The organism is Marinobacterium iners (assembly GCF_017310015.1).
Classification (GTDB): Bacteria; Pseudomonadota; Gammaproteobacteria; order Pseudomonadales; family Balneatricaceae; genus Marinobacterium; species Marinobacterium iners.
Window position 1 is genome coordinate 2,337,030 of record NZ_CP022297.1, and the last position, 25,389, is coordinate 2,362,418.

Consider the following 25,389-nt stretch of genomic DNA (forward strand, 5'->3'; position numbering starts at 1 on the left):
TATTTGCTATCAGTCGTACAGGGTGTAATCAAGAACAAAGCGATAAAGCTGATTGTCTGGTTCATGCAGGGGTATATCGCTTTGCAATACATGACCCGCCATTGCGGCTTTAACCGCAGCGCGTAATTCTTGAATTTGTGGGTAGCTTTTTGACCATACATTGATCGAATAACGGCTTAAGGCATGCCCTGTATAACCGTCATGCAATGTGTTATCGGGATCAGAGCTTACATAATAAAAAGTCACTGCCGGAAGTTTTGCGCTTTCTGGAAGATATCCGCTGTAAATATCATCTGAATTCACAATCTGTGTTATATCTGCACTGGTGCTCAGAGCCGTATAAAGCTGTTGCTCGTTCACGATAACTTAGCCTTTGCCGCCCTTTGGGCTGCACGTTTTTGTGCCAGCTGTAGCCGGTGTTGAATTCTGGATTTGAAAATATTTAATGCGCTGTGCTTTGTTTGGTCCCAGGCTGGGCGAAGAAACGGGTGCGGTTTTGCACCGGGATGCATGCGCCTTGGCTTGCTTCTGTGCTTGGCACCTGATTTGGTGCCGCGCGATCTTTTGGCACCCCGCGTCACGTAGTGAGGCGCTGTGCCGAATTCAACAAACTGGGCGTAATATGCTTCTTTCGACCGCACACCGATAAATGCAAACACTGAGTGGTTTCGGCGACTCAGCCGCGTGCGGATTTTCAAGGCTTTCTTCAGCTCGCCCGGCTGCTGTACTTTGCCCTTGTATCCTTTGTGGGCAGAGTCTGAGACTGGCACAAGTGCTTTCGCCCGCTCGAGTGTCGGCTTGCCTGCATCACGCAGTGCCGATCGCAACACTTTAACGCCAACCTGATCACCCAGGTCTTTCAGCGCCTGCTCTAATTCGCGCAGACCTTGAACTTCGTAATTTGTCGCTTTCGCCATGACGTATCCTTGGGCAATAAAAAACCCGCACGATGGCGGGTTTTGAAAGCATTTCGCCCGAGGCCGCAATGGCGGGCTCGGGTGGTTTGGTGCAGCAGATTACTTACTACATTGGTACAACAGGCTCAATGTAGCGACGAAGCGCCATATGCCACAGCGCCAGCAGGCGCGATATGTATAGATTTACGTGTATTTTTGTACAGTTGCTTCGCTCGCCTTCAGCACTGGAAGGCATAAATCCCGTCGAGCCATGTCTAAGTCTGTGCTATGTTGCTTATTTGTTTTTACTCAGAATGGAGTCGATATGGACAGTGTTATACGGATTTGCAAAGCCTTGATGTTCATAGGTGCAGCTGCTTTCATTTCAAACATCTTATTTTTCTCTGGTGAGACAAAGACATCCTCGCAATCAAACCCAACCACCCAACAGCCGACGACGGCAGCGCTTGAACCCACGTCAAAACCAGCGGCTCAACAGCCGCCGAAAGAGTTTAAGCCCACTGCAGCCATGAAGGCCGCGATAGATCCGGGCGACAGCTTCCGTAGCGATGGATGGCGATTCGAGTATGGTGACTTCACAGATCGAAAAATTGATGTTTGGGTTTATTGGCCAGCCAATCAGAGCGTTACGCTTGAAGCGGTCGAAATGATGGGTAAGGCAATGGTGCAAGATAGCGTTAAACGACTTACCCGCGCCGGTTTCGACCCAAAGAAAAATGGCACCAACATCACCTATTTTTTCAGAAAAGACCTTGGTGGCGACAGGGTAATGATGCTTGGCTCTGCCGGATACACCGGGATTGTCGATGGTTATTACTACTCCGCACCTAAGTGAACCAAATCAGTTGCTGTCCTCTTCACAGGTAATCACCAGCTCGCGGTTGCGGTTGTCCAGGTTGATCGGTGGACCAACGATTTCGAGGCGCATATTGCCGAAGGCGATGCGCATGTCGGGGGTTATGTCATCGCGGTAGCGGATGGTGACGGCCAGTGTGGCGGTGTTGGTCATGTGCTGGTTGGCCCAGCGTTCACGGCCGGTGATCGGTTTGACGTTGGCCCAGATATCGACCAGCCCGGGTACCGGCTGCCAGTCGTCAGTTGGGTGGCCGTATTGGTCCTTGCCGCCGGCCTTGAGCTCGAAGGTTACCGGTGTATTGAGGCGTCCTGAGCGCATCAGCCAACCCTCATGATTCGGTACGGATCCAGTAGCATGGAGACACCCATGGGCAGCTCACTGCTACTGGTGCCGATTACGACGGATTCACGGTTTTCGTACAGGTGGCCTATCAGCAGGAGCAGGCCGGCGCGTACGTCTGCGGGTGTTTCATTCATGCCTACGGTGGCGGTTATGGTGACGCTTTCTGGCTCGTCAATGGTGGCTGGCCAGTCTGTGTCCCACTGGGGCATGAGCAACGGGTACAGCGCACGCGTTTCCAGCCGCAGCGGTGGTGTCTGCAGGGTCTGGGTGACGCCATCGGGGTCAACGTATTCAACGCTGTCGATGGATTGCACGGGTGTCCAGGGCAGTTCGATGGCGCCAGCCGTTGAGCCGAAACCATCCAGCACCAGCGTCCGGGTCTGCGTGTCGAAGACTCGGCCGGTGCGGGTTTCTGCGTGACGGTAGGCCGAGTCGATCAGTGCGGTGATCAGCGCATCTTCTGCTGAGTGCTGAACACGCAGGTGCGCTTTGGCTTCATCCAGGGTGATCATGATTCACCACTTTTTCAGGGGGCAGCGGGCCCGTTCGTAAATTGCAGGTTGTGACGAGATCGAGTCAAACCCTATGGTGGTTTTCTTGGCCAGCGGGCAACCGCAGTCACCGCACCAGTGGCCGCCTCTCTTGCGCGCCATGGCTGAGCCGATGCGGCGTTTGGCCTGATCGATGAAGTTGCCGCCTGCACCCGGGCGCTGGTCTGCAGTGCGCAGGTGCTCGCAGGTTTCTTCCAGCCGGTGTTCGGTGCCGTTGGCATCAACCACAAACCCACAGATGGCACGGCGCAGCGCGATGACTTCGGCCTGGCCGATCTGGTGGGTTTCAATGAGGTCCAGCGCCTGCTCTTGGGTGAGGGGCGCTGGGTTTGTGTCAGCCATTTTTACCGGCCGGTTTGGTGGCTTTGGTGTCATCGTTGTCGTCACCGCCATCATTGGTTGCATTCTGCTCCGGCAGCTTGCCGCCCTCGGTGGCCACCTTGAGTTGTTCGATGGCAACTTCGGCACAGCGCTCGCTGACTTCGTGCACGCCCTTGCCGTACTCAATGACAGTGTTGCCGCCTTCGGCAAACTTGAACGGTTCTTTTACAGTGATAATCGGCATTGTTCAGTCCTCAGGTGATGCCGGGGCTTTCACCCCGGCTTAGGTTTACACGCTCAGGGTGAGCACCTTGATGGCGTTGGAATCGGTGACCATGCCGCCAACGCGCTTGGTGGTGTAGAAACCCACGTTCGGCTTGTTGGTGTAAGGGTCACGCAGGACGCGCACGCCGGTGCGATCCACGATGGTGTAACCGCGGCTGAAGTCACCAAACAGCATGGCGTTGGCATCCGCTGCCACCGCTGGAACATCCTCGTTCTCAACCAGAGCGTGACCGGCCAGAGTTGACGGCTGACCCAGCTGCAGGCCCGGCTGCCACATGTAGTTTCCGTTTCCGTCCTTCAGGGTACGCGCCTTGAAGACAGTCATTTGTGGCATCATGAAACGGCCGTTGCGGCGGTAGCCAGCTTTCAGGCTGTAGATCAGCTTGATGATGTCGTCAGAGTCGAAGTCACCGGCAGTACCAGAGTGGATTTTCTGGAGCTGGCCGAAGGCGCGTGTTGCGTCGTTGGCAGTGGCCAGGGTGTAGGCCAAAATGCCCTTCGGCTTGTTGGTGCCGTCACCCAGCAGGAAAGCGCTGCCCTCTTTCTCAGCGAACTCACGGCCGACCTCCTGAGTCAACCAGGCTTCAGCATCGAAGAACATGTCATCAAGGCTGGTCTGTGTAGCCTGCGGGTTAGCGTAGATTTCACCCATGAAGGCCGCGATCTGGGCCAGTGTCGGAGTGTTGGTGGCCGGGCGGGCATCGGTTTCACCGACCCAGCCAGAGCCTGCACCGCCCAGGTTAACCAGCTTCTTGTAATCGCTTGTGGAGACGGTGATCTGGTTACACACCTGACGCATGGGCGATTCATCGCGTTCCACGTCCAGGATGGTGCGGTCCAGTTCTTCCGGCACGGCATAGCCACCATCGGCATCCACGCCCACCTGCAGGGCTTTCTGCTCCAGTTCGCGCAGACCGTCTTCGTGGCCCTTGCGCAGGAACTGACTGAAGGCGGTTTTGTGTTCGCTCTGATGCTTGTTGGCACCCGGGGCGCCCGGTCGTTTCAGTGCAGCCAGCTCGTCTTCAAGCTGTTTCTTGTAGGCGTCCAGATCGGTCAGCTTTTCGTTGAGGCTATCAACGGTGCCGGCCAGTGCCGCCTTTTCGGATTCAATCGCCTCCAGGCGCTTGTCGTTTTTGGACTTGAACTCTTCGAAGCGGCCGCCGAGTTCTTCAGCAACCTGCTGTACGTCTTTCAATTCAATAGCCATGGTAAATACCTCGTTCGCTTAGATGCGGGTTAACAGTGATTTAAGGGATTGCAGTGCTGTTGCTTGCTCCGCATCTCGCGGTGCGATGGCGCCGTAGCCTTTGGCCATGAAGGCCTGGGCTTGCGCCTTGCTGAACCCTACCTCTCGCAGGGCGCGTTCAACGTCCGATGGACGCGGCATCTCGCCACGGTCCAATGCACTTTTGACGTTGGAAATTCGGGCTTCGTCGTTGGCCGGAAAGGTCACCAGGGAGACTTCCCAGAGGTCGATCTCTTTCAGCAGCCAGGCTTCTTTCTCGCGGTCGTATTCCCAGTCGTTCAGCACGTAGCCGATCGACATGCCGCTGAGGCTGCCAGCCTTCATGTGGGCATGGGCACGCTTGGCCAGGGGGTCGTCATCGATCAGCAGCTGGCCTTTCACGTATAGGCCCACGTCGTCTTCACGCATTTCGGTATAGACGCCGATCGGTTCCTGCATGTTGTGCTGCCAGAGCAGTGCGGGCAGACGGCCCTTTTCCTGCCATCGATCAAGACTGGCCTTGAAAGCGCCAGCCACGACAATGTCATCGTATGAGTCTTTGTTGCCGAAGATGGAGCCGTAGCCTTCAAACTCGCCCTTTTCGTTGACGGACTTGATGGTCAGCGGCACATCAAGGCGTTTGGTTGTCAGCATCGCTGGCCTCCGGTCGTGTTGTCATGTTGACGGGCGTCAGGTAGATATCGCCTCCGTCACGTGGGTTGAGGTCTTCCAGATCGCGGCATTCGTTCGGGCTGAGGATTCCCCAGTTGATGCCCTGGCCGTAGGATTCGAAGCGGCTCTTCTGGTCACCGCGCAGCAGTGCACCTGCATTGAATTTGGCGTAGTGGGTTGCTCGATCCTGCTTGCTGAGCAACCCGACCCGGATGCGGTTCTCGATGCGGGTCAGGTATGGCACCAGCGAGTAGTTCACGAAGCTCATGGCCTGGTGCTCGATGTTGCTGAAGGTGGCCCGTTCGAGGTTGGCCACCATGTGCGGTGGCACTCGGTAGATCGCGCAGATTTCGTCACGCTGGAACTTGCGCGTTTCAAGGAATTGGCTGTCTTGCTGATCGAGCGCAACCGGTTTCCAGTCCAGCCCCATCTCAAGAATCATGGGCTTGTGGGCGTTGGTCAGGCCTGCATGATCTTCCTGGAACTGCTTCTGCAGGCGCTTGAATGCGTCATCACTCAGGCGCTGTTCGGTGTGCAGTACGCCACTGGTGACTGCACCGTTCTTGAACAGGCGTGCGCCGTGCTCTTCGGTAGCCAGGCCCAGGGCGATTGCCTGCCGTGCGTAGGCCACTGGATTCAGACCGGTCAAGCCGTCGAGTGTCAGGGTGCGAACGTGCCATATCTCATCCTGTGTTAGTACGTCTTTGGTGCCGTTGCGAAAGGTCACTTCGTATACGATTGACCAGTCATCGAGAATCTTGGGTTTGACCGCGCCCGGATCGATCGGCAACAGCTCTTTGACCTTGCCCATCACCACGACCTTGTAGGCGTAGAAGTTGCCACGCAGTCCAAGGCAGGCAATGACCAGTTCCCAAAATTCCTGTGCCGTCATGTAGTTGTTCGGTGCCAGTGACAGCAGCTCATACAGCGGATGGCTGGTGGCTGCCCTGCGGGTGTTGCCCTGCTCGGTCATCAGTTTGCACGGCAGCATGCCGACCGATTCGGACAACACGCGAATGCAGGCAAACACGGTCACCAGCTGCATGGCAGTCTTCGCTGTGACTTGCCGGCCGGTAAAGGTTTCGGCACTGACGCCCAGGTAGGCAGCCAGCTTTTCGGGTGTGTCGATCACATCAGGTGATGCCTTACGTCCGAAAATCTTGGAGATGATGCCCATCAAAGCGTCCTGATTCCGTACTGTTCAAGGTGGTCGGAGAGGGTTTCGTCTCCGGGTGCGTCTGAGTTCATGGCCCTGCCCAACGCCATGAGGATGGCGATGATGCCGTCGATCTTGTTCTCGTTGCGCTCTTTGCGCGGGTAGATGTTGTCCTTGGCGTCCGACTTGGCCGTGACGTTGCTGGCCATCCAGGTGAGCACCGGGTCTTCGCTATGGACGAAGCGCTTCCCGGTGATCGCCGCTTCCATCTCCCGCATAGGCGGACTCATGTTCTGGACGGTGTTGCGGTATTCCACGATCTCGGCGCCGTCCTTCATCAACTGGTGGGCCAGCTGAGTGGCGCGCCAGGGGTCGTAGGCGATTTCGTTAATCTGGAATAGTGCGGCCAAGTCGCGGATCTCTTCGCGGATCTGGTCGAAGTCGATCTCTTCCCCGTCGGTGACGACCAAGTGGCCGGCGTTTTGCCAAGCTTCGTAAGCGGCCCGGTTGTTGCCAGCGCGTTCGATTGCGCCTTCCGGCAGGTAGTTGCGGGTGAACACAATCCACCGATCGCGGCCTGATTCCAGCTTGTCGCGAAACAGCAGGCCGATTGAAGCGATGTCGGTCTTGCTGGCCAAGTCGACACCCAGCCAGCAGTCGCGGCCGGTCATCTGATCCAGGGTGATATCCGGATTGCCGCAGGCATGCCAGTCGGCCATGTTGAGCCAGGCAGTTCTGGCCGACACCCAGACGTTCAGGTGTTTGGTCAGGAATGCGTTGGTCCGGCTTGGGTACCGGATGGCGTCGCGCTGCTGCTTGAGCAGGAACTCTTCGCTGACCGATACGCCGAAGTTCGGGTTAGCCTTGCGCAGGGTGGCCGGATCTTGCCAGTTATCATCAGCATCGATGGTGTAAATGATGGCGAACAACTCATCGTTCGGCATGACATCGTCCAGCATTTGCTGGGCCTGGCGGCGCTTGTCGTAACAGGGACCGGCGAGGTTGAAGCCTGCTGTCGTGATGATGAACATCAGGCCCTGCTCACGCGAGCCCATCCCCGTCATCATCGTCTCGTAGAGATCAGGGCTGTCGTGTTCGTGGTACTCATCAACCAACGCGCAGCTGGGAGAGCTACCGTCACCCGGGTTGCCAATCAGTGGTTCAAACCGGCTGCCATCAGCGGGCATGCTGATGTTCTTGGCCATGATCTCGATGCCGGCGGCATTTTTCAGCGCCGGTGTTTTTTCGAGCATGAGCTTGGCCGGGCGGAACACCTCCCATGCCTGCTTCTCTGTGGTCGCGCCACAGTAGACCTCGGCACCGTATTCGCCATCGGCGCACAGCATGTAGATGCCAAGGCCAGCGGCAATGACGGACTTGCCGTTCTTTCGCGGGATCTCACAGTAAGCTTCAGAGAAACGGCGCAGGCCGTCTTTCTTCTTCACCCATCCAAACACACAGCAGAATATGAACTTCTGCCAAGGCTCCAGTTCGATCAGCTTTCGTTCGCGTGCCCACTGACCCTTTGTGTGGGGCAGCAGCTGAACGAATACGCAGGCTTTCTCGGCTTCATCCTTGTCGAATGTGAACCGGTAACTGCGTTTCTTTGATGCCTTCAGGTCATCGAGGTGGCGCTTACACGCCTGCCGCACCTCCTTGCATGCAGCAATGCGGCCAGCAACGATGTCCCGCGCATACTTGTTCGCGGCATTGACGTTCGGATAACTGGCCATGGAGTCTCATCACTTCCCGCCCCGCTTCTTGCCGAGCAATTCGGCGAATGGGTTGCTGTCATCGCCCCCGCCGGGTACAGCGAGACGTACCCTGCTGGCTGGGTCGAGCCCGAGCGCGGATCCGAACATAGCCATCTGCTTCAGGGACTCATTGATTACAGTGGCAGCTGGGTTCTTAACTGGGCCGCCCGTTGCGCCTGTAACCACGGCGCCCTCTTTGGCATAGAGCTCTTCGGCATCACGCCAGCGGCCGTATGCTGAACAGAAGGCCTCAAGGTTATGCAGGTCTGTGGCGGTCAGAATCTTGGAGCCGACCAGCCAGGCGGCGAGATGATCCCATGCTTCCATGCCGCGATCGGACAACCAGCCCGGAGCAGCCGGTACTTCTTGAAGGGCATCCGCGGTAGGCTCGGCATCGTTCAGCTTTCGCTTGCCGGCGTTGCCCTGAAGGACCTTGAGATTGGTTGGCTTGGCCTTGCGTCCGCGTGTCATAGATGAGAACCGTTCGCGCCGGATTTAATTTTCAATTTCGCGGCTGTAAAAAAATGACTTGGGCGGCGGTGTCCGAGCACTTTTCCTGCAGAGATTCACACCCCCCTACCCCTGCTGCGCTCGCTTCGCCTCAGCCTGCGTCTTCACGTCATGGCAGGCCTTGCAGATCGCCTGCAGGTTGCTGTCCGCGTCCGTACCGCCCTCAGCCACTGGAGTAATGTGGTCTACCTGAGTAGCCGGGCTGATCCTGTTCTGTTTCAGACACGGCTGACAGAGACCCTTGTCACGCTGCAGCACATGATCGCGCTTGCGCCGCCAGGGTCGGCCACCACGGCCCGATCCCTTGCGGGTTCCCCACGGCTTGTGCAGATGAGCGTGATCCTCACAGTATCCATGTGCAGCCGTTGTCTTACGGCCACAGGCTGGTGCCCGGCATGGACGCGGCGGTTTACTTGGCATACAGGTTCAGCCAGGCGAGAGCGATGCGAGCATTGGCACGGGCACTCGCTTCATACATTCGATAGATATGCCAGATCACTTTTCAACCTCCTCGGTCGCTTCATCAGACCACCGCCTGACGCTGGTTCGGTCGGCATTGCACTGCTGGATGATCAGCTCACACTGCGCCATATAGTCACCGTACGTGCCGTTCAGTTCGGGTGGTGTAAACGTATCAGTCCACACCTGCGGCACCGGCTCCCTCAGATAACTGGGGGTGGGCTCGGTATTGGCGCACCCGCTCAGCAGTATCAGGGCCAATGCGAGTATCAATACACGGATCTGCATCAGCCAGCGCACGTAGTTGACCAGCCAGTTCATTGGCGCGGCGGTTGGCGTCTTCACGCTGACGGGCAGTGTCAGCCAACATTCGATCGGTTTGCTCATAGCGTTCACGCTCCTGTCGAATGGTGTTGTTCAGGTGAATAATCGCCTGCTCAGATTGACGGGCCTCGGCTTTCAGCTCGCCAATGGTCATCAGCGCCCAGATCAGACCACATACCACACCTGCAGCAGCCAAAAGGATCAACAGACGGGTCTGCATCACTTTTCCCTGTTGCGCTTGTGCTGGTAGTACCAGTTCATACCGAACGTGAGCATGGCCATGATTGCGCCCACAGCGCCTGCGTTATTGTTCAGCCACTGCAGGGCATCACCCAAAACAAGTCCGCCAGATACCGTGTACGTCAGGCCTGCAGCCACCCGTTGTGCAATGTCGGTGTGCTGGTCGAGGTTCACGCGTCGCTCCTTATCTTGATGTGTGCGCATTGCTCAGACCTGACAAACACAACTCGCGCTCTGCTGCGCGGCGCTTCACCAGCCCTGGTAGTTTGATGCCCTTGGCGTATACCCACCGCGGCAGCTCATTGCATGCACCGACCCGATCACCTGCATTCAGCTTGCGCAGCAGTGTGCTCTGCTCGAAAGCACCGATACCCACGTTGTAGGCAAAGCTGGTGTAAGCGGCTTGCTCTGGGTGAGACAGGGGCACCTTGGCGCGATTGCTCACCTGCAGGCCAAAGTCCACAACCTCATCAGTCAGCAACGCTTCGCATTCGGTAACGGTCTTCTGATCGCCTATCTGGACGCCAGCCGTGTGACCGAAGCATATAGTCGGGATTCCAACCGGATCGATGTAAGCAGTCGTGCGCAGACCTTCAAAGCCCGCCACTGCTGTCAATGCGATGGCAAGCCATGTTTTCTTCTGCATGGTGTGGATGATCTTGAGACGGGGTAGAAATGAAAAAGCCCCGCGATTGCGAGGCCTTGGATTCGTTTGCAGCCACTACGGCCACGTTAGTAATTAAGGTAGGATTTCTTGGGCAGAAAATCAACCAAAAACTGTGATTTTATACAGGGAGTCGGTATGGAGCATCTCTATCTCTATAAGTACGTGCCTTACAATGAAGGATCGTTACGCATCATCACAGAAAACACTCTTAAATATACTCATCCGAGCGAGTTTAATGACCCCTTCGACTGCGCGCCTGACATTGATCCAGCTATAGCGTCAGACATTGTCAAATACTCACTTCAATCAACCAGAGGCCGTGGCGGTGATTTTACTCCTGCAAAACGACTAATGAATAAGCGGAAATATGCTCGCGCATTACAGAAAAAAATTGAGGACGGTACCTTGTGGAAGGAGCAGATTGATTCAATCGGAATAGTCTCACTAACTACGAAACCAACAAACCTTCTCATGTGGGCTCACTATGCAAACCACCACACAGGATTCGTTGTCGAGTTTAAAATCCCAATCACAGCTGCTAAGCAAGCTTGGGCTGAACTCTATGCAGAACACATTGCCCAGGATGCAGGTCGACACCTTGTGGCTTTCAAAGTTGAGTACACCAACGATAGACCCGCGCTCAAGCCACCCCTTCCTGACCCTGTCGAGCCATCGATTCGGGCCTGTCTCACAAAAAGTCTTCATTGGTCATATGAACAAGAACACCGCGTAGTTGATATCAACAGAGGGCCTGGAATCCATCCTTATACGCCGAGACGGCTTTGCTCAGTTATCGCTGGTATGCGCATGAGCGATGATGATTTAAGCTCACTCGAAAACGCGATATCAATTCACAACGGCAAGATACATCCTTCAGACCATATTTCTCTGTTCCGGGCGGAGCCAGTTAATGGGCATTTTGAGCTGCGTGTCCCGAACCATCCAAGAGCTGATGAGCAGAACAGAGATAACTCAGACGATCAACACGACTGAGCTCCTCGGTAGATTTTTCAAGCCCTTTCGAAACTCTCCCTCGATACTGATCAAATGTCATTCCTATCCGCTCCGCGATCACCCGCTCTGGGTGGTTGCGGTAGAACCTGCTCGCCAACAGCGGTATTACGTACTTGTGATCTACAACTCCTTCACCAGCTTGAACGCCGAACAGATACTGGGAAATCGGCAGGTTGGCGTGCGGCTCTCGAATCCATCGGATCTCGGCAATCATCTTTTCGTTCGATCTGTCACAGCCAGTCCGCTCTGGAAGCTGTCCACGATACTCGATCATCATCTGCAACGTAGACGGTTGATGCCAACCCGCGTTGTGCGTAGTGCTTTCCAGCCAGTTCAAGTAGATGTCGATCAGCTTATTGATCCTTGCTCTCATTTCCTTATCAACCGCCATCCTCTTAGCTCCTCCCCTGCGCCGGCTCTGCATCCACCGGCGAAATCTTCACCCGCACCTGCGGATCCTCGGCATACCGCTTGGTCAGAAACACATCCACCACTTGTGTATCATCCCGCCAGGCCACACCGTTGAGCGCATCGCACACTGCCTTGAGGCAGTTATCCGCGTCACACTTCACCGTCGGCATGATGTAACCGGTCAGTGCCTTCTCACGCTTCTTCTTCGACCACGACTTCGGTACCGCATGCAGCATGGTCATCTGCAACAACACCGGACCTTGCAGTGGCTGGATACTGCCCTGCTCCATCGCCTGTTGTGCCGCCAGCGAAATCAGGCTTTCATAGGCAACGGTCTTCTGCGGGGTGAACATTCGGGCATGGCCACCAACACGCCCCACACGCGGACGCCCTTTGCCCTGCGGGTTGCCGGGAACGAAGAACTCGATCATGCCGCCGACCTCCCCTGCATCGCTTCCCGGTATTCCTGGTACACGGCCAGTGCCGGCTCACTCCAGTTCACCTTCATCTCGCAGCCTTGGGCATACAGAAACTCAATGAACTCGGCCGCCTCATGCTTTCGGAACTGTGTCGTGCTTGGCCGAACAGTGATGGTGCGCCGTCCATCCATGCTGGTGATCAACTGCCCGGGGTGCGCCAGTGGTTCGCCCATGGCCAGCTTTTCCTGCTCAAACCGGTCAACGAGCAGGGCTTTCCAGATCTCCGGCGCATAGGTCTTGGTACCGAAGAACGTCACCTGCTTGGCGATATCGTTGATCATGCAGTGATATTTTTTCTCCATTTCACGGGTCTTGCTCTCCCGTGTCAGGGTTATCACCACCGGTCCGCCTTTGATCATTTCGGTTACCATCTGCCAGACACGCATCATCAACGGTCGCTGCTGCTCGCCTGTTCGGATCGTGATTGAGTTAGCCATCCCGATACCTCCGCAGCAGGTGGATCGGGATAATCACCGCCTCCAGATTGTTGTAGCGGGTCACGCCGCAGACTGTCCGGTCATTCAGCACCTCACCGATACCACCGTCTGTCAGATCGCCGACGCTGATTTTGTTGGTGACAGCCTGCTGGATGATTTCCTCGACCAGCTTGAGCTTCTGTTCCAGCTCATGGATACGCGCTTCAGTGCTCATTCAAACCCCCTTTGTGCTGGCACCTGATGAGGTGGTTCCGGCATGCGAGACAAATTATCAAATCGGTTTTGTGCGCCGAGGAACGCCAGATAGTCGGTACCCACCTCTCCGTCCCTGAACTTCGTGGTAATCGCTTCAGCCAGCCCCTTGTTGCGCTCGCTCGCCTCGTTGTAGACCTCATCGCGGTACAACATGGTGATGATGTCGGCATCCTGCTCGATCTGACCGGACTCACGCAGATCGGAGTTCATGGGCCGCTTATCGCTGCGCTCCTCGCACTTACGGGACAGCTGACTCAGGCACAAAACGACACAGCCCAGCTCCTTGGCCAGCGCTTTCAGCTTTCGGGAAACAGCGGACACCACTTGGAATCGGTCGCGCTCAGTGCGGTCAGTCATCAGCTGCAGATAATCCACGATGATTAGATCCACCGGTTTACGCTTGTGAGCCACTCGGGCCCTGCTGCGAAGATCAGCAATATCCAGAGAGCCGGTGTCATCGATCAGCATGCTCGACTGGATCAGGCGGCGAGCAGTAACCGTCAGGCTCTGGCTGTGATCCATATCACTCAACACACTGGCGTCCTTCAGGCGGCTCAGAGGCATATGCCCAACTGATGCCATCAGGCGCTGCACCAGCTGACGGCGCGGCATCTCCAGCGAGAACACAAGCGTTTGCTTGTTCTGCATGGCTACATGAGCGCCGATTCCGAGCGCCATAGTGGTTTTGCCCATCGATGGCCTTGCCGCCAGTATCACCAGATCGCCAGGCTTCCAGCCCTGATACCGAGCATCCAAACGCTCAAGGCCGGTGGTCAGGCCGTGAATGCCTGGGTTCTCGAAACGCCACTCCAGAAAATCAACGTAATCCTTCACAGCCTCGGTCATGCCAACCAAGTGATTGGCATCAGAAGCCGACTCAGCGGTGATATCGGCCAGCAGCGAATTGGCCCGCTCAATACGCTCCAGCGCCTCACCCTCACCTGACTGCATCAACTCAAGTGCCGTGCGCAGGCGCTGGCACGCTATCCGCTCCATCGACCTCTCGCGGATCACCTTGGCGTACGCCTTGAGGTTGCGAGCACTCGGCGTGTTCCGGGCCAGATTGACGAGGTAGGTCAGGCGATCAGAAGGGCTGAGGTGCTTGGTATCCAGCAGCTCGGAAAGGATCACCGCATCGAATGGCTCGCGGGCACCCATGCGCTTCAGAATCAGCGCGTACACATCCTGGTGCAGGCCGGAGTAGAAATCCTCTGGTTGCAGCATGTCGGCCACGTCTTGCGCGTCCACGGCATCCGGGCTGCCCGTCATCAGCAGCGCACCCAGTACCGCCTGCTCTGCTTCCATGCTGTATGCCGGCGCAGCGCCTGCCATCTCAAGCTGCTCGTAGCCGTAATCATACTCAGGGCTTGTCATGGAACTTGCCCTCCTTGGTCTTCAGGTAATTCTCCTGCTTGACCACCCACTCCAGGCAAAACGGCCGGCACTTGGTCATCAGGAAATCAGACTTGCGCAGATACTCGAAAAACGACCGCCACCAAGCCATCCCGCTCTCCCGATCGGTGTACAGGGGTGTGACGCCATCGCGTTTCATGGTCGTGAAACCAGCCTTCCAACGAGCTGCCAGAGCCTTGTACCCCGCTCGGCCAGATCTCCACTCACTGGGGTTGTGTTGGACAGTCTCCGGAATTACCTCTGCCCAAAGGGCCAACAGTTCCCGGTGAGGGCATGACGGATATCGAGATGATTTTTCCTGCGGCGTGGAGTGTGTCGAATCGTCAGATTCGCACTCTTCTCCGTAAGGAGAAGTATATTTATTGTCTTCTTGTATACGTGTCGTTTTGGTGTGTCGCTGGTGTGTCGGTTGGTGTGTCGCATTATCGCCGGAGGCCTCGCCATATCTGGCTTTCAGCGTGTCGCTTGGTGTGTCGTTTAGGTGTGTCGTAGGTGTGTCGCCAAAAACGGTATTTTTACCCTGATAATCAGCGTATTTGACGATGGTGAACACGGTGCCCAAACGGTTTGAGGTGTCGCGCAGAATCATTCCCTCACGCTCGAAATACTCAATGCTTGTGCGAACCTTGCGCTCAGTGCTGCCGGTGTCTCGAGCAAGGTCGCGCACACCTGACACAAATTGCCCAACCTGCAACTGAACAGTCTGATTGCCCAAGAGCGTCTTGTAAGGCTTGTGAGTCGCCTCCAGGAGCATGTGCACCCACAGCGCGAACCGATCCGGATCCCGCTTAAAGGCGCAGTCCTGAATGCGTCTGGACAGCTTGATATAACCACCGTCCAGAACCTCATCACCACCGGCCTGATTTCGCTTCATACGCGCCTGCTGAATTGATACCACGTTACCCACGGCAACCTCCTATGCGGCGCTCCATCCGCTCAATTTGCCCTGGGGATCGTGTCGATTGAAGACGGCGAACATGATCCATTGCGCAACACGCATCTGAGCGATCACCCGACTTAAGGGCCCTGACCGCACGCTGGCTGTACTGACGTATACGCCACTCCAGCCACCAATCCTTGAATCTTTGTCTGATCTGGAACATACTCAGCTCCTGTGTGAGAACCCCGGTGTTTGCTGCCCAGCAAAGGTGCACCGGGGTTCTTTCTGTTTATGCAGATTGTTTTGTGGTTCTGATTGGATCGCGACCGTGATTCTTGTGATACCCGTACCGGTCTTCGCCCTCCTCCCTCAATCTCACGGCTTCTTCAAAATTGGTTGAGCTACCAAGTCGCTTGAGACTGCCGTCAACGCCGATGTGAACCACCCATCTTTCGGATCTCTTACACCAACAAACCCCGGTTTTTCCGCTCGTATTGGCAATGGATCGAGAACTGTTTCTGAGATTCTCCCCCTGCGAAACGATTCTCAGGTTCTCGATGCGATTGTCGTCTCTGACCCCGTTGATATGATCAACCTGCCTATCCGGCAGCTGGCCATGCACATACAAAAAGACGAGGCGGTGAGCCATATATCGAGTTCTATTTATCTGGATGCACCGGTAACCCTCACCGTCAAGACACCCTGCAACCCGACCAATCAAGCAACTTCTGCATTTACCTATCCAGGTAAATTCACCGGTATCGGGGTCATATCGGATGCGTTTCTTCAGCTCTGATTGCGTAAGCTTTTCCATCACGAAACCTTTTTCTTTTGCCTGAAATTCGGTGCCGGTTACGCCATCCGGCGAGGCTTATGGCAGCGTGTACTGTGCCCCCGCGGTTCCGACTCCGAGCTTCACAGCTGGGGCCGTCCTTGCTGCTTCACGCTGCAGCGGCGAGATCGATCACCCTCCTTTCGGCAGTTGCCTCGATCTTGTTGTGGTGGCCGGTGCTGATCCCGGCATGCTGACTTTCGCTGCTGGCTTAACGACGATCGTCACCAATTGCAGAGTCGTGGAGTCTCGTCTTACTCCGTCCTATCAGCTACGCATCCGCAGTTAGCCTGCGCATTCATCACAACGGAAAAAGAGCGGTCCGCTCCCGTGTTTTCGGCCCTGTTCGGGTTCAGGACTTCAGCCGAGTGGGTAGCTACTTTTTTGCACGCCCGCGCTCTTTCCGTTGCCCCCTGCTTCCTTAGCCCGCGCAAGGGGATGCGGGCCAACCGTTACTGCTCGGCTTTATCCTTCGCGCCCCAAATCATGGGTTTGAGCACTACCAGAACCAGGGCAACAAACACCCCGTCAAAGATGATTGACATGAACTTGGAGGCGAAATCGACCGCGATCACAGCGAACAGCAGGAAGATTGCGGCACCAATGCGAATATTTTTCTGGTCGATCATGCTGCGAGACCAAAGTCAGACAGGCGCACGCCCAGCTTCTGGCCGACTTCCTTCAGGATCGCCAGCTCTTCCGGCTCGATCTGACCATCAGCTTCGGCAATTTCGATCATCATGACGAAGGCCTCTTCGATCTCTTCCGGGCTGGCCTTGATGTCATCCAGCTCACGCATGGCTTTCATCTTGCCCATGCGAGGACCGGCCTCGAACATCTGCATGAAGCGGCCAATAGTGGTGTTGATCTCGCTGCCGAAGTGCTTCAGGTTTTCATTGGCGGCGATCAGCTTCTCCAGGTTCTGAAGCTCGCTGTCTTCGCACTCGCCGTCAGCAAAAGCCACCATGATTGATCCGGCGACAATCGCCTCCATCAGGTCGCGATTTTCAACCTTGTGCAGATTTGCTTTTGCTGCCTTTGCTTTCTTGCCGAAAAATCCAAACATTTGTATTTCCTCACCGTTGGTTAAGCTGCCCCTTTAGCAACTGAACAGCACCCTCTTCCTTGCCTACGGGACAGGATAAAAACCCAGCGGCCGAAGGTGCTGTTCGGTTGTTACCCGTCTTTCCGGGCTGTCCGCGACCCTACTCATTCAAGGCGCTGCCCCACTGCAGCTGTATGACCCTGTGTTTTCAGGAGACCGCCCGGGTAAAGGAGTGAAACCCCGTCGATCTGCTGCTGCCTGGTTGTTTCATGTCTGGCCACCGACTTCACAGCTATTCGCCAGTCGGCATATATCCCCTGCCGCCGGGTCGCTCACATGCGTTGGATGCGCCCGACAATCCCGCCGGGCTAAGCTGGATCTCCCGTCAGCTTTCTTCAGCACCCTCAACGAAGGCGCTCAAAAAAGGACCGGCGAAAGGGAGAAGCCGGTCAGGCTCAGCGCCACTGTATGAATCCACACCCCAGCCAATAGATAAAAATTACCGATCCAAACAGCGATACTGGGTCCAGATCGGGGCTCATGCTGCAGGCTGCCCACTTCTCGCAGGAGTAGGGAATCGCCTTAATTCATGGCCTTTGATGGTGCCGTCATCCTCAATGAGGACAGTGATTTCTCGTTTCTGACGTAGGGCTTTGCTGATAGCGCCTTGCGTGCAGCCAAGTGCAGCCGCCGCTTCGGCCTGCCCTACCTCATCGACAAATTCAGAAAGAGGTTTGCGGTCCATTACCAAGCTCCAGATTGAACAACAGAACCAGTATTACCAACGGTGTTAATCGTGTCAACACCATTGGTATTTGATATGCATAACCTGTGGTAATAAATTGCCATGATGAGTAAAGCCAAAAGGCCACTGCCGCCTGAAGAACGAGCCGACAATGACAGGCTCAAAGCAATCTGGAACAGCAAAAAGGCTGAGCTGAGGCTCAATCAAGAATTGCTGGCGGACGCTATGGATATAGGCCAGAGCGCAGTCAGTCATTACCTGAACGGCTACAATCGTCTAAATGCAAGAGCAGCCGCACGGTTTGCAGAAGTGCTCAAGGTCAAAGTGAGCGACTTCAGCCCCTCTCTTGCGCTGGAAATAGAGCGCATGGCTCAAACAGGGCTGTCTGTGGTAGATGATGAAGACCGACGCCCTACCCCACCCCCAGAAAACCACACCCAGCTAGGCGTAACCGTGGCGCCAGACTGGACGACAGCCCAGGTACCGATCATGGACCAAGCATTTTCAGCCGGCCAAGGTGCGGCAGCTGAGAAGCTGGAAGACTTCGTGGATGGCTTCAAGGACATCAGCCACTCTGACCTGACCGCCCTCAACATCCAGCCAAGCAACGCACGCATAATCAAGATCCGCGGTGACTCCATGTGGTCAACGCTGTGGGATGGTGATGAGGTGCTGGCTGATACCTACGTGCCCCGCCTGATCAGCGGCAAGATCTATGCGTTTGAGTTCGATGGTGAACTGAAGGTAAAGCGCTTCACCAAGAAGATGGATGGCAGCTGGCTGATCTCCAGCGACAACAAAGACGATCCGGCCTACACCGATGAAGTGGTGTCGGCGCACAACGCCCAGCAGCTGCGGGTGATTGCTGAGGTCAAGAAGCTGGTTTCGAGGAATTTGTGATCGAGGAGCGCCAGAAACAGGATGTTCATTGACGAAGTCACCAGTCGATGTGACTTTTCCAGAGGAGTCTTGCAGCCGTTTATTTGTCGGCTCAATGACAGTGAGTACTATTTTGCCAAAGGCTCAAACTCTGGTGTTCGCGGCCTCATCAGCGAGTGGATCGCTGCCAACATGGCCCATGCGTTCGGCTTGCCGACTCCGCCATGTGCCATCGCTTACTTAGATCCAACGCTCAAGTCTATCTTGGACCCTGCGTGGCAGGCTGATCTTGAATTTGAACACCTTTTTGCCTCTAGATCGGTTATGCCATGCGAGACGGTAACCATTACCGACCTCGCAGCAATACCGACTACGCTGCAGAGAGATGTTTTCGTGTTTGATTACTGGGTGCAAAACGAAGACAGGCATCTGGGTGAAACGGCAGGCAACGTGAACTTACTATTCCAGCCACACTCTCAGTCTCTTCAGGTTATAGACTTCAATTTGGCGTTTGCTGACGATTTCAACCCGAGCGATATGAACACCCACGTGTTCCGTAACGCGCTTGCGAACAAGCCCATAGATCTCGATGACCAAAGCAATTACGGGGCACGTTTTGAGAAGTGCATAGCTGAATTAGAGGTTTTCATTAGCGCCATTCCTGACGAGTGGATAGAATACTCGCCCTCATCCAGTGCTATTCTGCAAAGGATCAGGGAACAGCTTTCAAGATACAGAAGGGATGATTTTTGGGGAGGTCTGACATGGTAAAGCATGCATGCCAGTACAAGATTGTGCGCTTTGCGCCATTCGCTGAGACAGAAGAGTTTGCCAACATCGGCATCGTTCTTTTCTGCCCGGCCTCCGCACGCCTTGAATTTAAGTTCGCCAATGCTCGCTTTGGTCGCGTAACCACCTTCTTCGAAGGACTTGAGGCTGACGTGTACAAGAACGTCATCTACGGACTGCGTAATGAGTTCACACGCATTCAGAACCTGCTGGCCCAAGAGAGCAAGCACACTGCGCAGGCTGTCTTTACAGAGCTGACACGGACAAAAGGTGGCGTTGTTCAGTTTTCTGACATGAGAGCCGTACTTACTGGCGATGTAACTTGCCAGCTTGATATGCTATTCGATCATTACGTTAATCGCAGCTTTAACACGCCCGTATACCGGGAGAAAGTGCTTGAGCGCAACGTAAAGGAAAGCCTCAAAAGACTGAGCCTGGACAGGGTATACAAGAAAGCGGGGCTCAGCGCAGGCCTATATGAAATCACCTTGCCTTTTGTTCGGCAGACTGGCAACCAAACCAAGGGGGCTATAAAGCCTCTGGCATTTGACCAGAAAACTACCGGCAAAGCTGTTGAGCACGCTGACCTATGGTTAAGTCGGGCTGAACACCTGATTTCTAACAGCATTGACGCGGGCAGCCTGATGTTTGCGCTGGATATCAGCCACACTGAAGACGAACGGCTCAGGGACTATCTGAAAATGTTTCAGGACAAGCTCGAAGATATTGGTATTCACACAGCGGATACCAGCGACAGCCGAAGCATTGCAGAGTTTGCACAGACTCACTGATACAGCTTTCTCAATGTCGAGCCCGCTCCGGCGGGTTCTTTGTTTCAGGCTTCAGCGCCGCCCCTACAACACCAACTCCATCCCCATCACCGCATCCTCGCCCAGTACGCGAATCAGCCAGTCGTAAGCATCGTACCGCTTGCTCTTCATCAGGATCATGGTATCCAGCTTGGCCAGGTCAAAGTACCGGTATTCATCACGGTACGAGCAATGCCCCAGCATGAATACGTGCCCGCTCGGGTGGTGTAAAACTTCCCGGACTTGAACTTGGCGACGATGCCCGTGGTAGGTGAAGGTGACGGCCAGAGGATCGCCAGACCAAACGGAGCGGAGCTCTGATTCCCACTGGGCAATATCAAATTCTTTCCTGCTTTTCGGGCCGCCACTCTGCCAATCGGTTTGCTCGACAGTCTTCACCCTGAATCCTATCTGGGGTTCTGTGTTTCCCGCGCCCCGTGCCTTTGCTGGATTGGATTTGCTCTTACCAGAGCTCAGCTTGCCGATAATCCACAGCACCAACACCGTGCCGATGATCCACTCCATGTCGCTTCATCCCTGATCGTTGTGGTCCTTCAGCCCAAGCGCTATCGCATAGCAGCTCGGAACAGACTCCATGCTCATTTTCAGCCGCGCCACTGGCAACCCGACATACTTCGCAGCAAAGGCTGAGCCCATAGCCTGACCAGCTGTCCCGTTTTTTCCAGAATGCTCTTGAACAACATCCAAAACCATTTTGCGTGCAGCAGCCTCGCAAGGCGATAGCGCCTTGTAGCGAATCAGAAAGTATCCGTGGGTAAGCAGAACAGCAGCGAGAATGGCTGATATGACACGTTTTCCGGGGGTTGGCTTTGCGCTCATGACTACTCCTTGCTTGCCTGGGTGCGCGACTTCCTACTGCGCAAAGCACACCTTACCGAACCTGTTTGATTGAATCACCAAAATAAATATTACCAATGGTGTTGACTATTAATAATACCGTTGGTAATTTTAAGTCACACAACAGGCAATGAGGCACCCACCATGATCACACGCACTGAACACGGCTACGCCCTCGGCCACTGGGAGGGCATCCCAACCCTGCTGGAGTCAGGCCGCAAGCTGACACCGGGTGAAGTCCGTGCCGCCGTCTGCCGGGCCAATGGCCTCAATGCTGCCGATGCTGGCCGCGAGCTCCACTGCTCGAAGAACACCGTCTACCAGTACTGGAAGAGCATCTACTTCAAGACCGGCTGTGACGATGTGGTGGTGGCAATCAACAAAATGATCGAGGTCGGCGCCCTGCACCGCCTGCAGCTGCTGCTGATCGTGGTGGCGCTGTTCGGTGCCGCGGTGTCCGGCAGTGACGATGTACTGCGCCCACGTGGCCAGGCACGCATCACCGCCCGCACTGGCCGTACCCGCCGTGACGAGCTGTGCGAGATCGGCAGCGGCCCTGATGGGTCGATCCCGTCTACCACTCACTTGGGGGCACTGTCATGAGCGCTATCGAAGCGGTTTTCCAGTTGTATCTGATGCTGGTGGGTTTGATCAGTGTATTCGTCGCGGGCTGGGTAATGGTCACTGCTGGCTTCTGCCTGCGGGCTGTGTTCAAGCGCGAGCCAATACGACCAGTTTTGAAAATGATGATGGAGGAATGGTGATGCTGGACAGCACCGAAAAACATGCAGCTGAGGCCGTGGAGCTTGTACCCAACTCGGCCTGCAAGCCCCGGCCAATAACTGATACCGAGCTGCTCGATAAAGCTATGAGCAAAATGAAAGAGATTGCGGACGAGAACTATCGCTTACGCACAGCCATCAAGGCGGTTGCTTCAGCCAACGAAAGCAACTTCAACGCAACATTGGCCACCGCCATCGAGCTGGCAACAGCGCCAGTGCCCTACACGCTGGCTGATTTTCTGCCAGCGCTACGCCACCCCCGTTCAATCAAGGAGCCCTCATGAAAACGCTGACCCTGTACGCCTATACCTGGGCGATCGGTGACACCGAAACCGTGAGCTACCGAGTATTCCCGATTGAGCCGGACGAAATTCGGCTGGGCATGATCCCGCTGGCTGAAATCGAAGTGGATATTTCCCTGCCTGATCCCGTGGCACTGGAGGCCGCCAAGAAGCGTGGCGTTGCACTGTTCCTGGCTGCACAGAAGATCCGCGAACAGGAGAAAGCCGCATGAATGCCCCGGCCAACCCTTTCGACCTGCAGCTGCAGCCGGACGATGCACCAGTGATCCCCGGTCCCGGCTTATTTACCGGTCTGAGCAATGCCGAATACCACTCTGGCCCCGGCATCAGCAAGAGCGGCCTGGATCTGGTCGCGCACTGCCCCTCCTCCCTGCCCTGGTCAAAAGCGGCCCCGGTGGATGAGGTGAAGACCAAAGCGCTGGACTTCGGCACAGCCCTGCACTGCCTGCTGCTGGAGCCGCATGAGTTCGACAAGCAATTCATCGTGGCACCGGAGTTCAACCGCCGCACCAATGACGGTAAGGCCGAGTGGGAAGCGTTCCAGATCGAGCATGACAACAAGATCATCCTGACTGCCGACGAGTGGCGTCAGCTGCAGATCATGCTCGACAGCGTTCAGGCGCACCCGACAGCGCGCTGGATCTTCGAACAGCAGGGCATGAACGAGGCGTCCATCTACTGGACCGATGAGCAGACCGGCGAGCTGTGCCGGGTGCGTCCTGACCGCATCCTGATCGACCACCACATCATCGTGGATGTGAAGAAGGTCGACGGGCTGGAGCGGTTCGAGAAGCACGTCGAGGAGTTCCGCTACCACGTTCAGCACGCCATGTACTGCGAGGGCTACAAGCAGCACTTCGGCATAGAGCCACAGTTCCTATTCCTGGCAGTCAGCTCCAGCGTCAGCGCCGGTCGTTACGCCGTGGATGTAGTTGACCTGCCACCGGACTGGGTGCAACGCGGCCATGAACTGTACCGCGAAGCGCTCGAAACCTATCACCAGTGCCGGGTCAACGATGACTGGGTACACATCCGCCGCCTGGAAAGACCGGGCTGGGCGGTGCGCAACGATGAACGGAGACTTTCATGAACCAGAACACCATGCAGGCCTACCAGCAGCCACAGGCCGTTGCTGACTACCAGCCAGACATGCAGGCCCCTTACGCCACGCATACGGCCAATATGCTCATGAACCCGCAGATCATGGGCCAGATCCAGAAGTTTGCCGAAGTGATGTCCACCGGCCGCTCCACTGTGCCCAAGCATCTGCAGGGCAGCATGGGCGATTGCATGGCAGTGACCATGCAGGCCGCGCAGTGGGGCATGAACCCCTTCGCTGTGGCGCAGAAGACACACCTGGTCAACGGCACCTTGGGTTATGAGGCACAGCTGGTCAATGCGGTGATCAGTTCTTCCCGCGCCATTCAGGGCCGCTTCAAGTACGAGTACGGTGGTGACTGGCTGAATGAGTCCAAGAAGGATGCCTGGGTGCGTACCGGCGCCGTGTTGGCCGGTGAAACCGATATCACTTGGGGCGAGCCGGTGTACCTGCACACCATCACGACCAAGAACAGCCCGCTCTGGAAGACCAACCCCAAGCAGCAGGCCGCATACCTCGCCGTGAAATACTGGGCACGCATGTACTGCCCTGACGTGATCTTGGGCGTCTACACGCCAGACGAGCTGCACGACCGCACCCCGGTCGAGCGCGAAATCAATCCCGTTGATACCGGCACTCAGGCTTCATCGCTCAAGAACCGGATGAAGAAAACCCGTGCCCCGATCGATGCAGAATCAGCACCGGCCCAGCAACCAACCCAACAGACGCAGCAAAGCATGCCGGACTTTGGTGAGCCCCAGCAGCAACCAGCTCAGGACTACTCCAGCGCGATTCAGACCATGATCGATGGCGTGAAGGAATGTACCAGCATTGAAGAGCTCAGCCAGTGGGGACAGGACATCGGTGAGTTTGCCGAAGACCACCCGGAAGTCGATCTGATTGAAGTGAAGCGGGCCTACCAGGCCAAGAAAAATGCCCTGACTGGAGATCACGCATGAACGCACCCGTAACCGAAGCCACCGCCATGATCAGCGTCAGTGCCACCCCTGCTGCCATCGCGTTCAACTTTGAGGAAACCCGTGCCTGGCTTGAAAGTGAGCTGGAACAGTACGACGTAGTGGTCACCGCCGACACCCTTGCCGATTGCAAAAAGCTGGCCACCGAGCTGAACAAACTGGCTGCCGAGATCAGCAAGCGCCGCCGTGAAGCCGTTGCAGAGGTGAGCGCACCGATCAAAGACTTCGAGGGCAAAGCCAAGTCCCTGGAACAGATGTGCAAGGACGGTCGGCAGCGACTGCTGGACCAGGTGCAGGTGTTCGAGGATGAGACCAAGGCCAAAGCCAAAGCGGCACTGGAAGCGGCCCGATCTGCCATGTGGGCTGAGCAGGAAGTGGCCGAGGAGTTCCGCCGCGCACAGATCGATGACCTGGTGAAACTCAGCACCCTGACCAAGACCGGCAAGCTGTCGGCAGTGGCCAAGCAGGAACTGCTGATCCGTGTGAACGCAGACCTCAAGCTCCAGCAGCAGACCCAGATCCGCCTGCACCTGCTTGAGAACGACAGCTACCGCGCCGGACTGGCAGCACCGTTGACCCGGGCTCACGTTGAAACCTTCCTGTTTGCCTCTGACGAAGAGTACAGCCAGCGCCTGCAAACCATGATCGCCTCCGAGCTGGAGCGCCAGAAGGTGGCCGAAGAACGCAGCCGCAAGCGATTCGAAGAAGAGCAGCGCCGTGCCGAAGAGAGCCAACAGCGCAAGGCTGACGCAGACCGCCGCCGAGTGGAGGCGGAACAGCAGGCCCAGCAGCAGACGGCACAGCCTGAACCTGAACCTCAGCCGTCAGCGCCGCAGCAATATGAAAACGAGCCTGCTTATCAAGCCGAACCGGCACCTGCACCTGCATCGACAGCGGTTGCGCAGAAGCATGCCTACGGCCCACTGGATAATCCAGCAGCAGCCGCCATCGCCAAATGCACTCAGGCAGAGGCTGAGGCACAGGCCATCCAGCTGTCAGCCAACGCCATGACAGAAGCATTCGGTATCTGGGTACCGGGTGAACTGATCGCCATCGCCTATGGCGGTGCCATTTTCCGCAAGCCGTAATCATCAACAAGACAGG

At 56.1% G+C, this 25,389-nt stretch carries 40 protein-coding genes; 12 read left to right on the forward strand and 28 right to left on the reverse strand.

Annotation, left to right across the window (positions count from 1 at the left end; all coding sequences use genetic code 11):
* Positions 1-9: 9 nt before the first annotated feature.
* Both gp17 and CFI10_RS11235 read right to left on the reverse strand, forming a co-directional pair.
* The gene (gene gp17 / locus CFI10_RS11230; RefSeq protein ID WP_206834499.1) at positions 10-360 is read right to left on the reverse strand and encodes a tail completion protein gp17; all 351 of its coding nucleotides are present in this window, start codon (positions 358-360) and stop codon (positions 10-12) included.
* On the reverse strand, positions 357-917 hold the full coding sequence (locus CFI10_RS11235; RefSeq protein ID WP_206834500.1) for an HK97-gp10 family putative phage morphogenesis protein: 561 nt from the start codon (positions 915-917) through the stop codon (positions 357-359). The genes gp17 and CFI10_RS11235 overlap by 4 nt, the downstream gene beginning before the upstream one ends.
* Before the next feature lie 304 nt (positions 918-1,221).
* On the opposite strand from CFI10_RS11235, the gene CFI10_RS11240 reads away from it, so the two are divergent.
* Positions 1,222-1,752 carry a hypothetical protein gene (locus CFI10_RS11240; protein ID WP_206834501.1) on the forward strand — a complete coding sequence of 177 codons (531 nt, stop codon included), beginning with the start codon at positions 1,222-1,224 and terminating at the stop codon, positions 1,750-1,752.
* Positions 1,753-1,758: 6 nt separating this feature from the next.
* Here CFI10_RS11240 and CFI10_RS11245 read toward each other — a convergent pair whose 3' ends face one another.
* The 14 genes from CFI10_RS11245 to CFI10_RS11310 form a co-directional block, all read right to left on the reverse strand.
* On the reverse strand, positions 1,759-2,091 hold the full coding sequence (locus CFI10_RS11245) for a phage head closure protein (RefSeq protein ID WP_206834502.1): 333 nt from the start codon (positions 2,089-2,091) through the stop codon (positions 1,759-1,761).
* Positions 2,091-2,627 (reverse strand): head-tail connector protein, encoded by a 537-nt coding sequence (locus CFI10_RS11250; protein WP_206834504.1) that lies wholly within the window; start codon positions 2,625-2,627, stop codon positions 2,091-2,093. The genes CFI10_RS11245 and CFI10_RS11250 overlap by 1 nt, the downstream gene beginning before the upstream one ends.
* Before the next feature lie 3 nt (positions 2,628-2,630).
* Positions 2,631-3,008: a hypothetical protein gene (locus CFI10_RS11255; RefSeq protein WP_206834506.1), complete on the reverse strand. Its 378-nt coding sequence runs from the start codon at positions 3,006-3,008 to the stop codon at positions 2,631-2,633.
* Positions 3,001-3,231, reverse strand: coding sequence for a hypothetical protein (locus tag CFI10_RS11260; protein ID WP_206834508.1), 231 nt, complete (start codon positions 3,229-3,231; stop codon positions 3,001-3,003). Before CFI10_RS11260 ends, CFI10_RS11255 begins: the two co-directional genes overlap by 8 nt.
* A 45-nt stretch (positions 3,232-3,276) precedes the next feature.
* Complete coding sequence (locus CFI10_RS11265; RefSeq protein WP_206834510.1) at positions 3,277-4,479, reverse strand: phage major capsid protein; 1,203 nt, start codon at positions 4,477-4,479, stop codon at positions 3,277-3,279.
* Between the two features lie 18 nt (positions 4,480-4,497).
* Positions 4,498-5,151, reverse strand: coding sequence for an HK97 family phage prohead protease (locus CFI10_RS11270; RefSeq protein ID WP_206834512.1), 654 nt, complete (start codon positions 5,149-5,151; stop codon positions 4,498-4,500).
* Positions 5,129-6,346 carry a phage portal protein gene (locus CFI10_RS11275; RefSeq protein ID WP_206834514.1) on the reverse strand — a complete coding sequence of 406 codons (1,218 nt, stop codon included), beginning with the start codon at positions 6,344-6,346 and terminating at the stop codon, positions 5,129-5,131. The genes CFI10_RS11270 and CFI10_RS11275 overlap by 23 nt, the downstream gene beginning before the upstream one ends.
* On the reverse strand, positions 6,346-8,058 hold the full coding sequence (locus CFI10_RS11280; RefSeq protein ID WP_206834516.1) for a terminase large subunit: 1,713 nt from the start codon (positions 8,056-8,058) through the stop codon (positions 6,346-6,348). Before CFI10_RS11280 ends, CFI10_RS11275 begins: the two co-directional genes overlap by 1 nt.
* A 9-nt stretch (positions 8,059-8,067) precedes the next feature.
* The gene (locus tag CFI10_RS11285) at positions 8,068-8,550 is read right to left on the reverse strand and encodes a phage terminase small subunit P27 family (RefSeq protein WP_206834519.1); all 483 of its coding nucleotides are present in this window, start codon (positions 8,548-8,550) and stop codon (positions 8,068-8,070) included.
* Between the two features lie 105 nt (positions 8,551-8,655).
* Positions 8,656-9,009, reverse strand: coding sequence for an HNH endonuclease (locus CFI10_RS11290; RefSeq protein ID WP_206834521.1), 354 nt, complete (start codon positions 9,007-9,009; stop codon positions 8,656-8,658).
* Between the two features lie 75 nt (positions 9,010-9,084).
* Complete coding sequence (lysC, locus tag CFI10_RS19455; protein WP_425270450.1) at positions 9,085-9,336, reverse strand: Rz1-like lysis system protein LysC; 252 nt, start codon at positions 9,334-9,336, stop codon at positions 9,085-9,087.
* A complete protein-coding gene (locus CFI10_RS11300) occupies positions 9,224-9,592 on the reverse strand; it encodes a hypothetical protein (RefSeq protein WP_206834523.1) in 369 nt (122 codons plus the stop codon). The genes lysC and CFI10_RS11300 overlap by 113 nt, the downstream gene beginning before the upstream one ends.
* A complete protein-coding gene (locus CFI10_RS11305; RefSeq protein WP_206834525.1) occupies positions 9,592-9,816 on the reverse strand; it encodes a phage holin family protein in 225 nt (74 codons plus the stop codon). The genes CFI10_RS11300 and CFI10_RS11305 overlap by 1 nt, the downstream gene beginning before the upstream one ends.
* Positions 9,797-10,258 carry a lysozyme gene (locus CFI10_RS11310; RefSeq protein ID WP_206834527.1) on the reverse strand — a complete coding sequence of 154 codons (462 nt, stop codon included), beginning with the start codon at positions 10,256-10,258 and terminating at the stop codon, positions 9,797-9,799. Before CFI10_RS11310 ends, CFI10_RS11305 begins: the two co-directional genes overlap by 20 nt.
* 156 nt (positions 10,259-10,414) lie before the next feature.
* Here CFI10_RS11310 and CFI10_RS11315 point away from each other — a divergent pair, with 156 nt between their 5' ends.
* Positions 10,415-11,272: a DUF2971 domain-containing protein gene (locus CFI10_RS11315; protein ID WP_206834529.1), complete on the forward strand. Its 858-nt coding sequence runs from the start codon at positions 10,415-10,417 to the stop codon at positions 11,270-11,272.
* Here CFI10_RS11315 and CFI10_RS11320 read toward each other — a convergent pair.
* From CFI10_RS11320 to CFI10_RS11365, 10 genes are all read right to left on the reverse strand, one after another.
* Positions 11,187-11,684, reverse strand: coding sequence for a hypothetical protein (locus tag CFI10_RS11320; RefSeq protein ID WP_206834530.1), 498 nt, complete (start codon positions 11,682-11,684; stop codon positions 11,187-11,189). The genes CFI10_RS11315 and CFI10_RS11320 overlap by 86 nt on opposite strands.
* A 4-nt stretch (positions 11,685-11,688) precedes the next feature.
* Complete coding sequence (locus CFI10_RS11325) at positions 11,689-12,135, reverse strand: RusA family crossover junction endodeoxyribonuclease (RefSeq protein WP_206834531.1); 447 nt, start codon at positions 12,133-12,135, stop codon at positions 11,689-11,691.
* Positions 12,132-12,620, reverse strand: coding sequence for a recombination protein NinB (locus CFI10_RS11330; protein ID WP_206834532.1), 489 nt, complete (start codon positions 12,618-12,620; stop codon positions 12,132-12,134). Before CFI10_RS11330 ends, CFI10_RS11325 begins: the two co-directional genes overlap by 4 nt.
* The gene (locus CFI10_RS11335; RefSeq protein WP_206834533.1) at positions 12,613-12,834 is read right to left on the reverse strand and encodes a hypothetical protein; all 222 of its coding nucleotides are present in this window, start codon (positions 12,832-12,834) and stop codon (positions 12,613-12,615) included. Before CFI10_RS11335 ends, CFI10_RS11330 begins: the two co-directional genes overlap by 8 nt.
* Complete coding sequence (gene dnaB / locus CFI10_RS11340; protein WP_206834534.1) at positions 12,831-14,249, reverse strand: replicative DNA helicase; 1,419 nt, start codon at positions 14,247-14,249, stop codon at positions 12,831-12,833. Before dnaB ends, CFI10_RS11335 begins: the two co-directional genes overlap by 4 nt.
* Positions 14,236-15,195, reverse strand: a complete 960-nt coding sequence (locus tag CFI10_RS11345) for a hypothetical protein (RefSeq protein ID WP_206834536.1) — start codon at positions 15,193-15,195, stop codon at positions 14,236-14,238. The genes dnaB and CFI10_RS11345 overlap by 14 nt, the downstream gene beginning before the upstream one ends.
* Positions 15,196-15,457: 262 nt before the next feature.
* Positions 15,458-15,982, reverse strand: coding sequence for an HNH endonuclease signature motif containing protein (locus CFI10_RS19460; RefSeq protein WP_206834538.1), 525 nt, complete (start codon positions 15,980-15,982; stop codon positions 15,458-15,460).
* A gap of 470 nt (positions 15,983-16,452) precedes the next feature.
* Positions 16,453-16,629 carry a DUF3927 family protein gene (locus CFI10_RS11355; protein ID WP_206834539.1) on the reverse strand — a complete coding sequence of 59 codons (177 nt, stop codon included), beginning with the start codon at positions 16,627-16,629 and terminating at the stop codon, positions 16,453-16,455.
* Complete coding sequence (locus tag CFI10_RS11360; RefSeq protein ID WP_206834540.1) at positions 16,626-17,066, reverse strand: tellurite resistance TerB family protein; 441 nt, start codon at positions 17,064-17,066, stop codon at positions 16,626-16,628. Before CFI10_RS11360 ends, CFI10_RS11355 begins: the two co-directional genes overlap by 4 nt.
* 517 nt (positions 17,067-17,583) lie before the next feature.
* On the reverse strand, positions 17,584-17,790 hold the full coding sequence (locus CFI10_RS11365; RefSeq protein ID WP_206834541.1) for a Cro/CI family transcriptional regulator: 207 nt from the start codon (positions 17,788-17,790) through the stop codon (positions 17,584-17,586).
* A 105-nt stretch (positions 17,791-17,895) separates the two neighbouring features.
* Here CFI10_RS11365 and CFI10_RS11370 point away from each other — a divergent pair, with 105 nt between their 5' ends.
* The 3 genes from CFI10_RS11370 to CFI10_RS11380 are packed head-to-tail and all read left to right on the forward strand — an operon-like array spanning position 17,896 to position 20,249.
* Positions 17,896-18,690, forward strand: a complete 795-nt coding sequence (locus tag CFI10_RS11370; protein ID WP_206834542.1) for a LexA family transcriptional regulator — start codon at positions 17,896-17,898, stop codon at positions 18,688-18,690.
* A 21-nt stretch (positions 18,691-18,711) separates the two neighbouring features.
* The gene (locus CFI10_RS11375; RefSeq protein ID WP_206834543.1) at positions 18,712-19,440 is read left to right on the forward strand and encodes a HipA family kinase; all 729 of its coding nucleotides are present in this window, start codon (positions 18,712-18,714) and stop codon (positions 19,438-19,440) included.
* Positions 19,434-20,249, forward strand: coding sequence for a DUF3037 domain-containing protein (locus tag CFI10_RS11380; protein ID WP_206834544.1), 816 nt, complete (start codon positions 19,434-19,436; stop codon positions 20,247-20,249). The genes CFI10_RS11375 and CFI10_RS11380 overlap by 7 nt, the downstream gene beginning before the upstream one ends.
* A gap of 63 nt (positions 20,250-20,312) precedes the next feature.
* On the opposite strand, the gene CFI10_RS11385 is transcribed toward CFI10_RS11380, so the two are convergent.
* Positions 20,313-20,792, reverse strand: a complete 480-nt coding sequence (locus CFI10_RS11385; protein WP_206834545.1) for a hypothetical protein — start codon at positions 20,790-20,792, stop codon at positions 20,313-20,315.
* Positions 20,793-20,798: 6 nt separating this feature from the next.
* Positions 20,799-21,107, reverse strand: a complete 309-nt coding sequence (locus CFI10_RS11390) for a hypothetical protein (RefSeq protein ID WP_206834546.1) — start codon at positions 21,105-21,107, stop codon at positions 20,799-20,801.
* A gap of 162 nt (positions 21,108-21,269) precedes the next feature.
* On the opposite strand from CFI10_RS11390, the gene CFI10_RS11395 reads away from it, so the two are divergent.
* The 7 genes from CFI10_RS11395 to CFI10_RS11425 are packed head-to-tail and all read left to right on the forward strand — an operon-like array spanning position 21,270 to position 25,373.
* Positions 21,270-21,728: a helix-turn-helix transcriptional regulator gene (locus CFI10_RS11395; RefSeq protein ID WP_206834548.1), complete on the forward strand. Its 459-nt coding sequence runs from the start codon at positions 21,270-21,272 to the stop codon at positions 21,726-21,728.
* Positions 21,725-21,889, forward strand: a complete 165-nt coding sequence (locus tag CFI10_RS11400) for a hypothetical protein (protein ID WP_206834549.1) — start codon at positions 21,725-21,727, stop codon at positions 21,887-21,889. Before CFI10_RS11395 ends, CFI10_RS11400 begins: the two co-directional genes overlap by 4 nt.
* Positions 21,889-22,191, forward strand: coding sequence for a hypothetical protein (locus tag CFI10_RS11405; RefSeq protein WP_206834550.1), 303 nt, complete (start codon positions 21,889-21,891; stop codon positions 22,189-22,191). The genes CFI10_RS11400 and CFI10_RS11405 overlap by 1 nt, the downstream gene beginning before the upstream one ends.
* Entirely contained in the window at positions 22,188-22,421 is a 234-nt protein-coding gene (locus CFI10_RS11410; protein ID WP_206834551.1) for a hypothetical protein, read from the forward strand. Before CFI10_RS11405 ends, CFI10_RS11410 begins: the two co-directional genes overlap by 4 nt.
* Positions 22,418-23,299, forward strand: coding sequence for a PD-(D/E)XK nuclease-like domain-containing protein (locus CFI10_RS11415; RefSeq protein ID WP_206834552.1), 882 nt, complete (start codon positions 22,418-22,420; stop codon positions 23,297-23,299). The genes CFI10_RS11410 and CFI10_RS11415 overlap by 4 nt, the downstream gene beginning before the upstream one ends.
* The gene (locus CFI10_RS11420; protein WP_206834553.1) at positions 23,296-24,267 is read left to right on the forward strand and encodes a RecT family recombinase; all 972 of its coding nucleotides are present in this window, start codon (positions 23,296-23,298) and stop codon (positions 24,265-24,267) included. Before CFI10_RS11415 ends, CFI10_RS11420 begins: the two co-directional genes overlap by 4 nt.
* Positions 24,264-25,373 (forward strand): DUF1351 domain-containing protein, encoded by a 1,110-nt coding sequence (locus tag CFI10_RS11425; protein WP_206834554.1) that lies wholly within the window; start codon positions 24,264-24,266, stop codon positions 25,371-25,373. Before CFI10_RS11420 ends, CFI10_RS11425 begins: the two co-directional genes overlap by 4 nt.
* Positions 25,374-25,389: the final 16 nt, after the last annotated feature.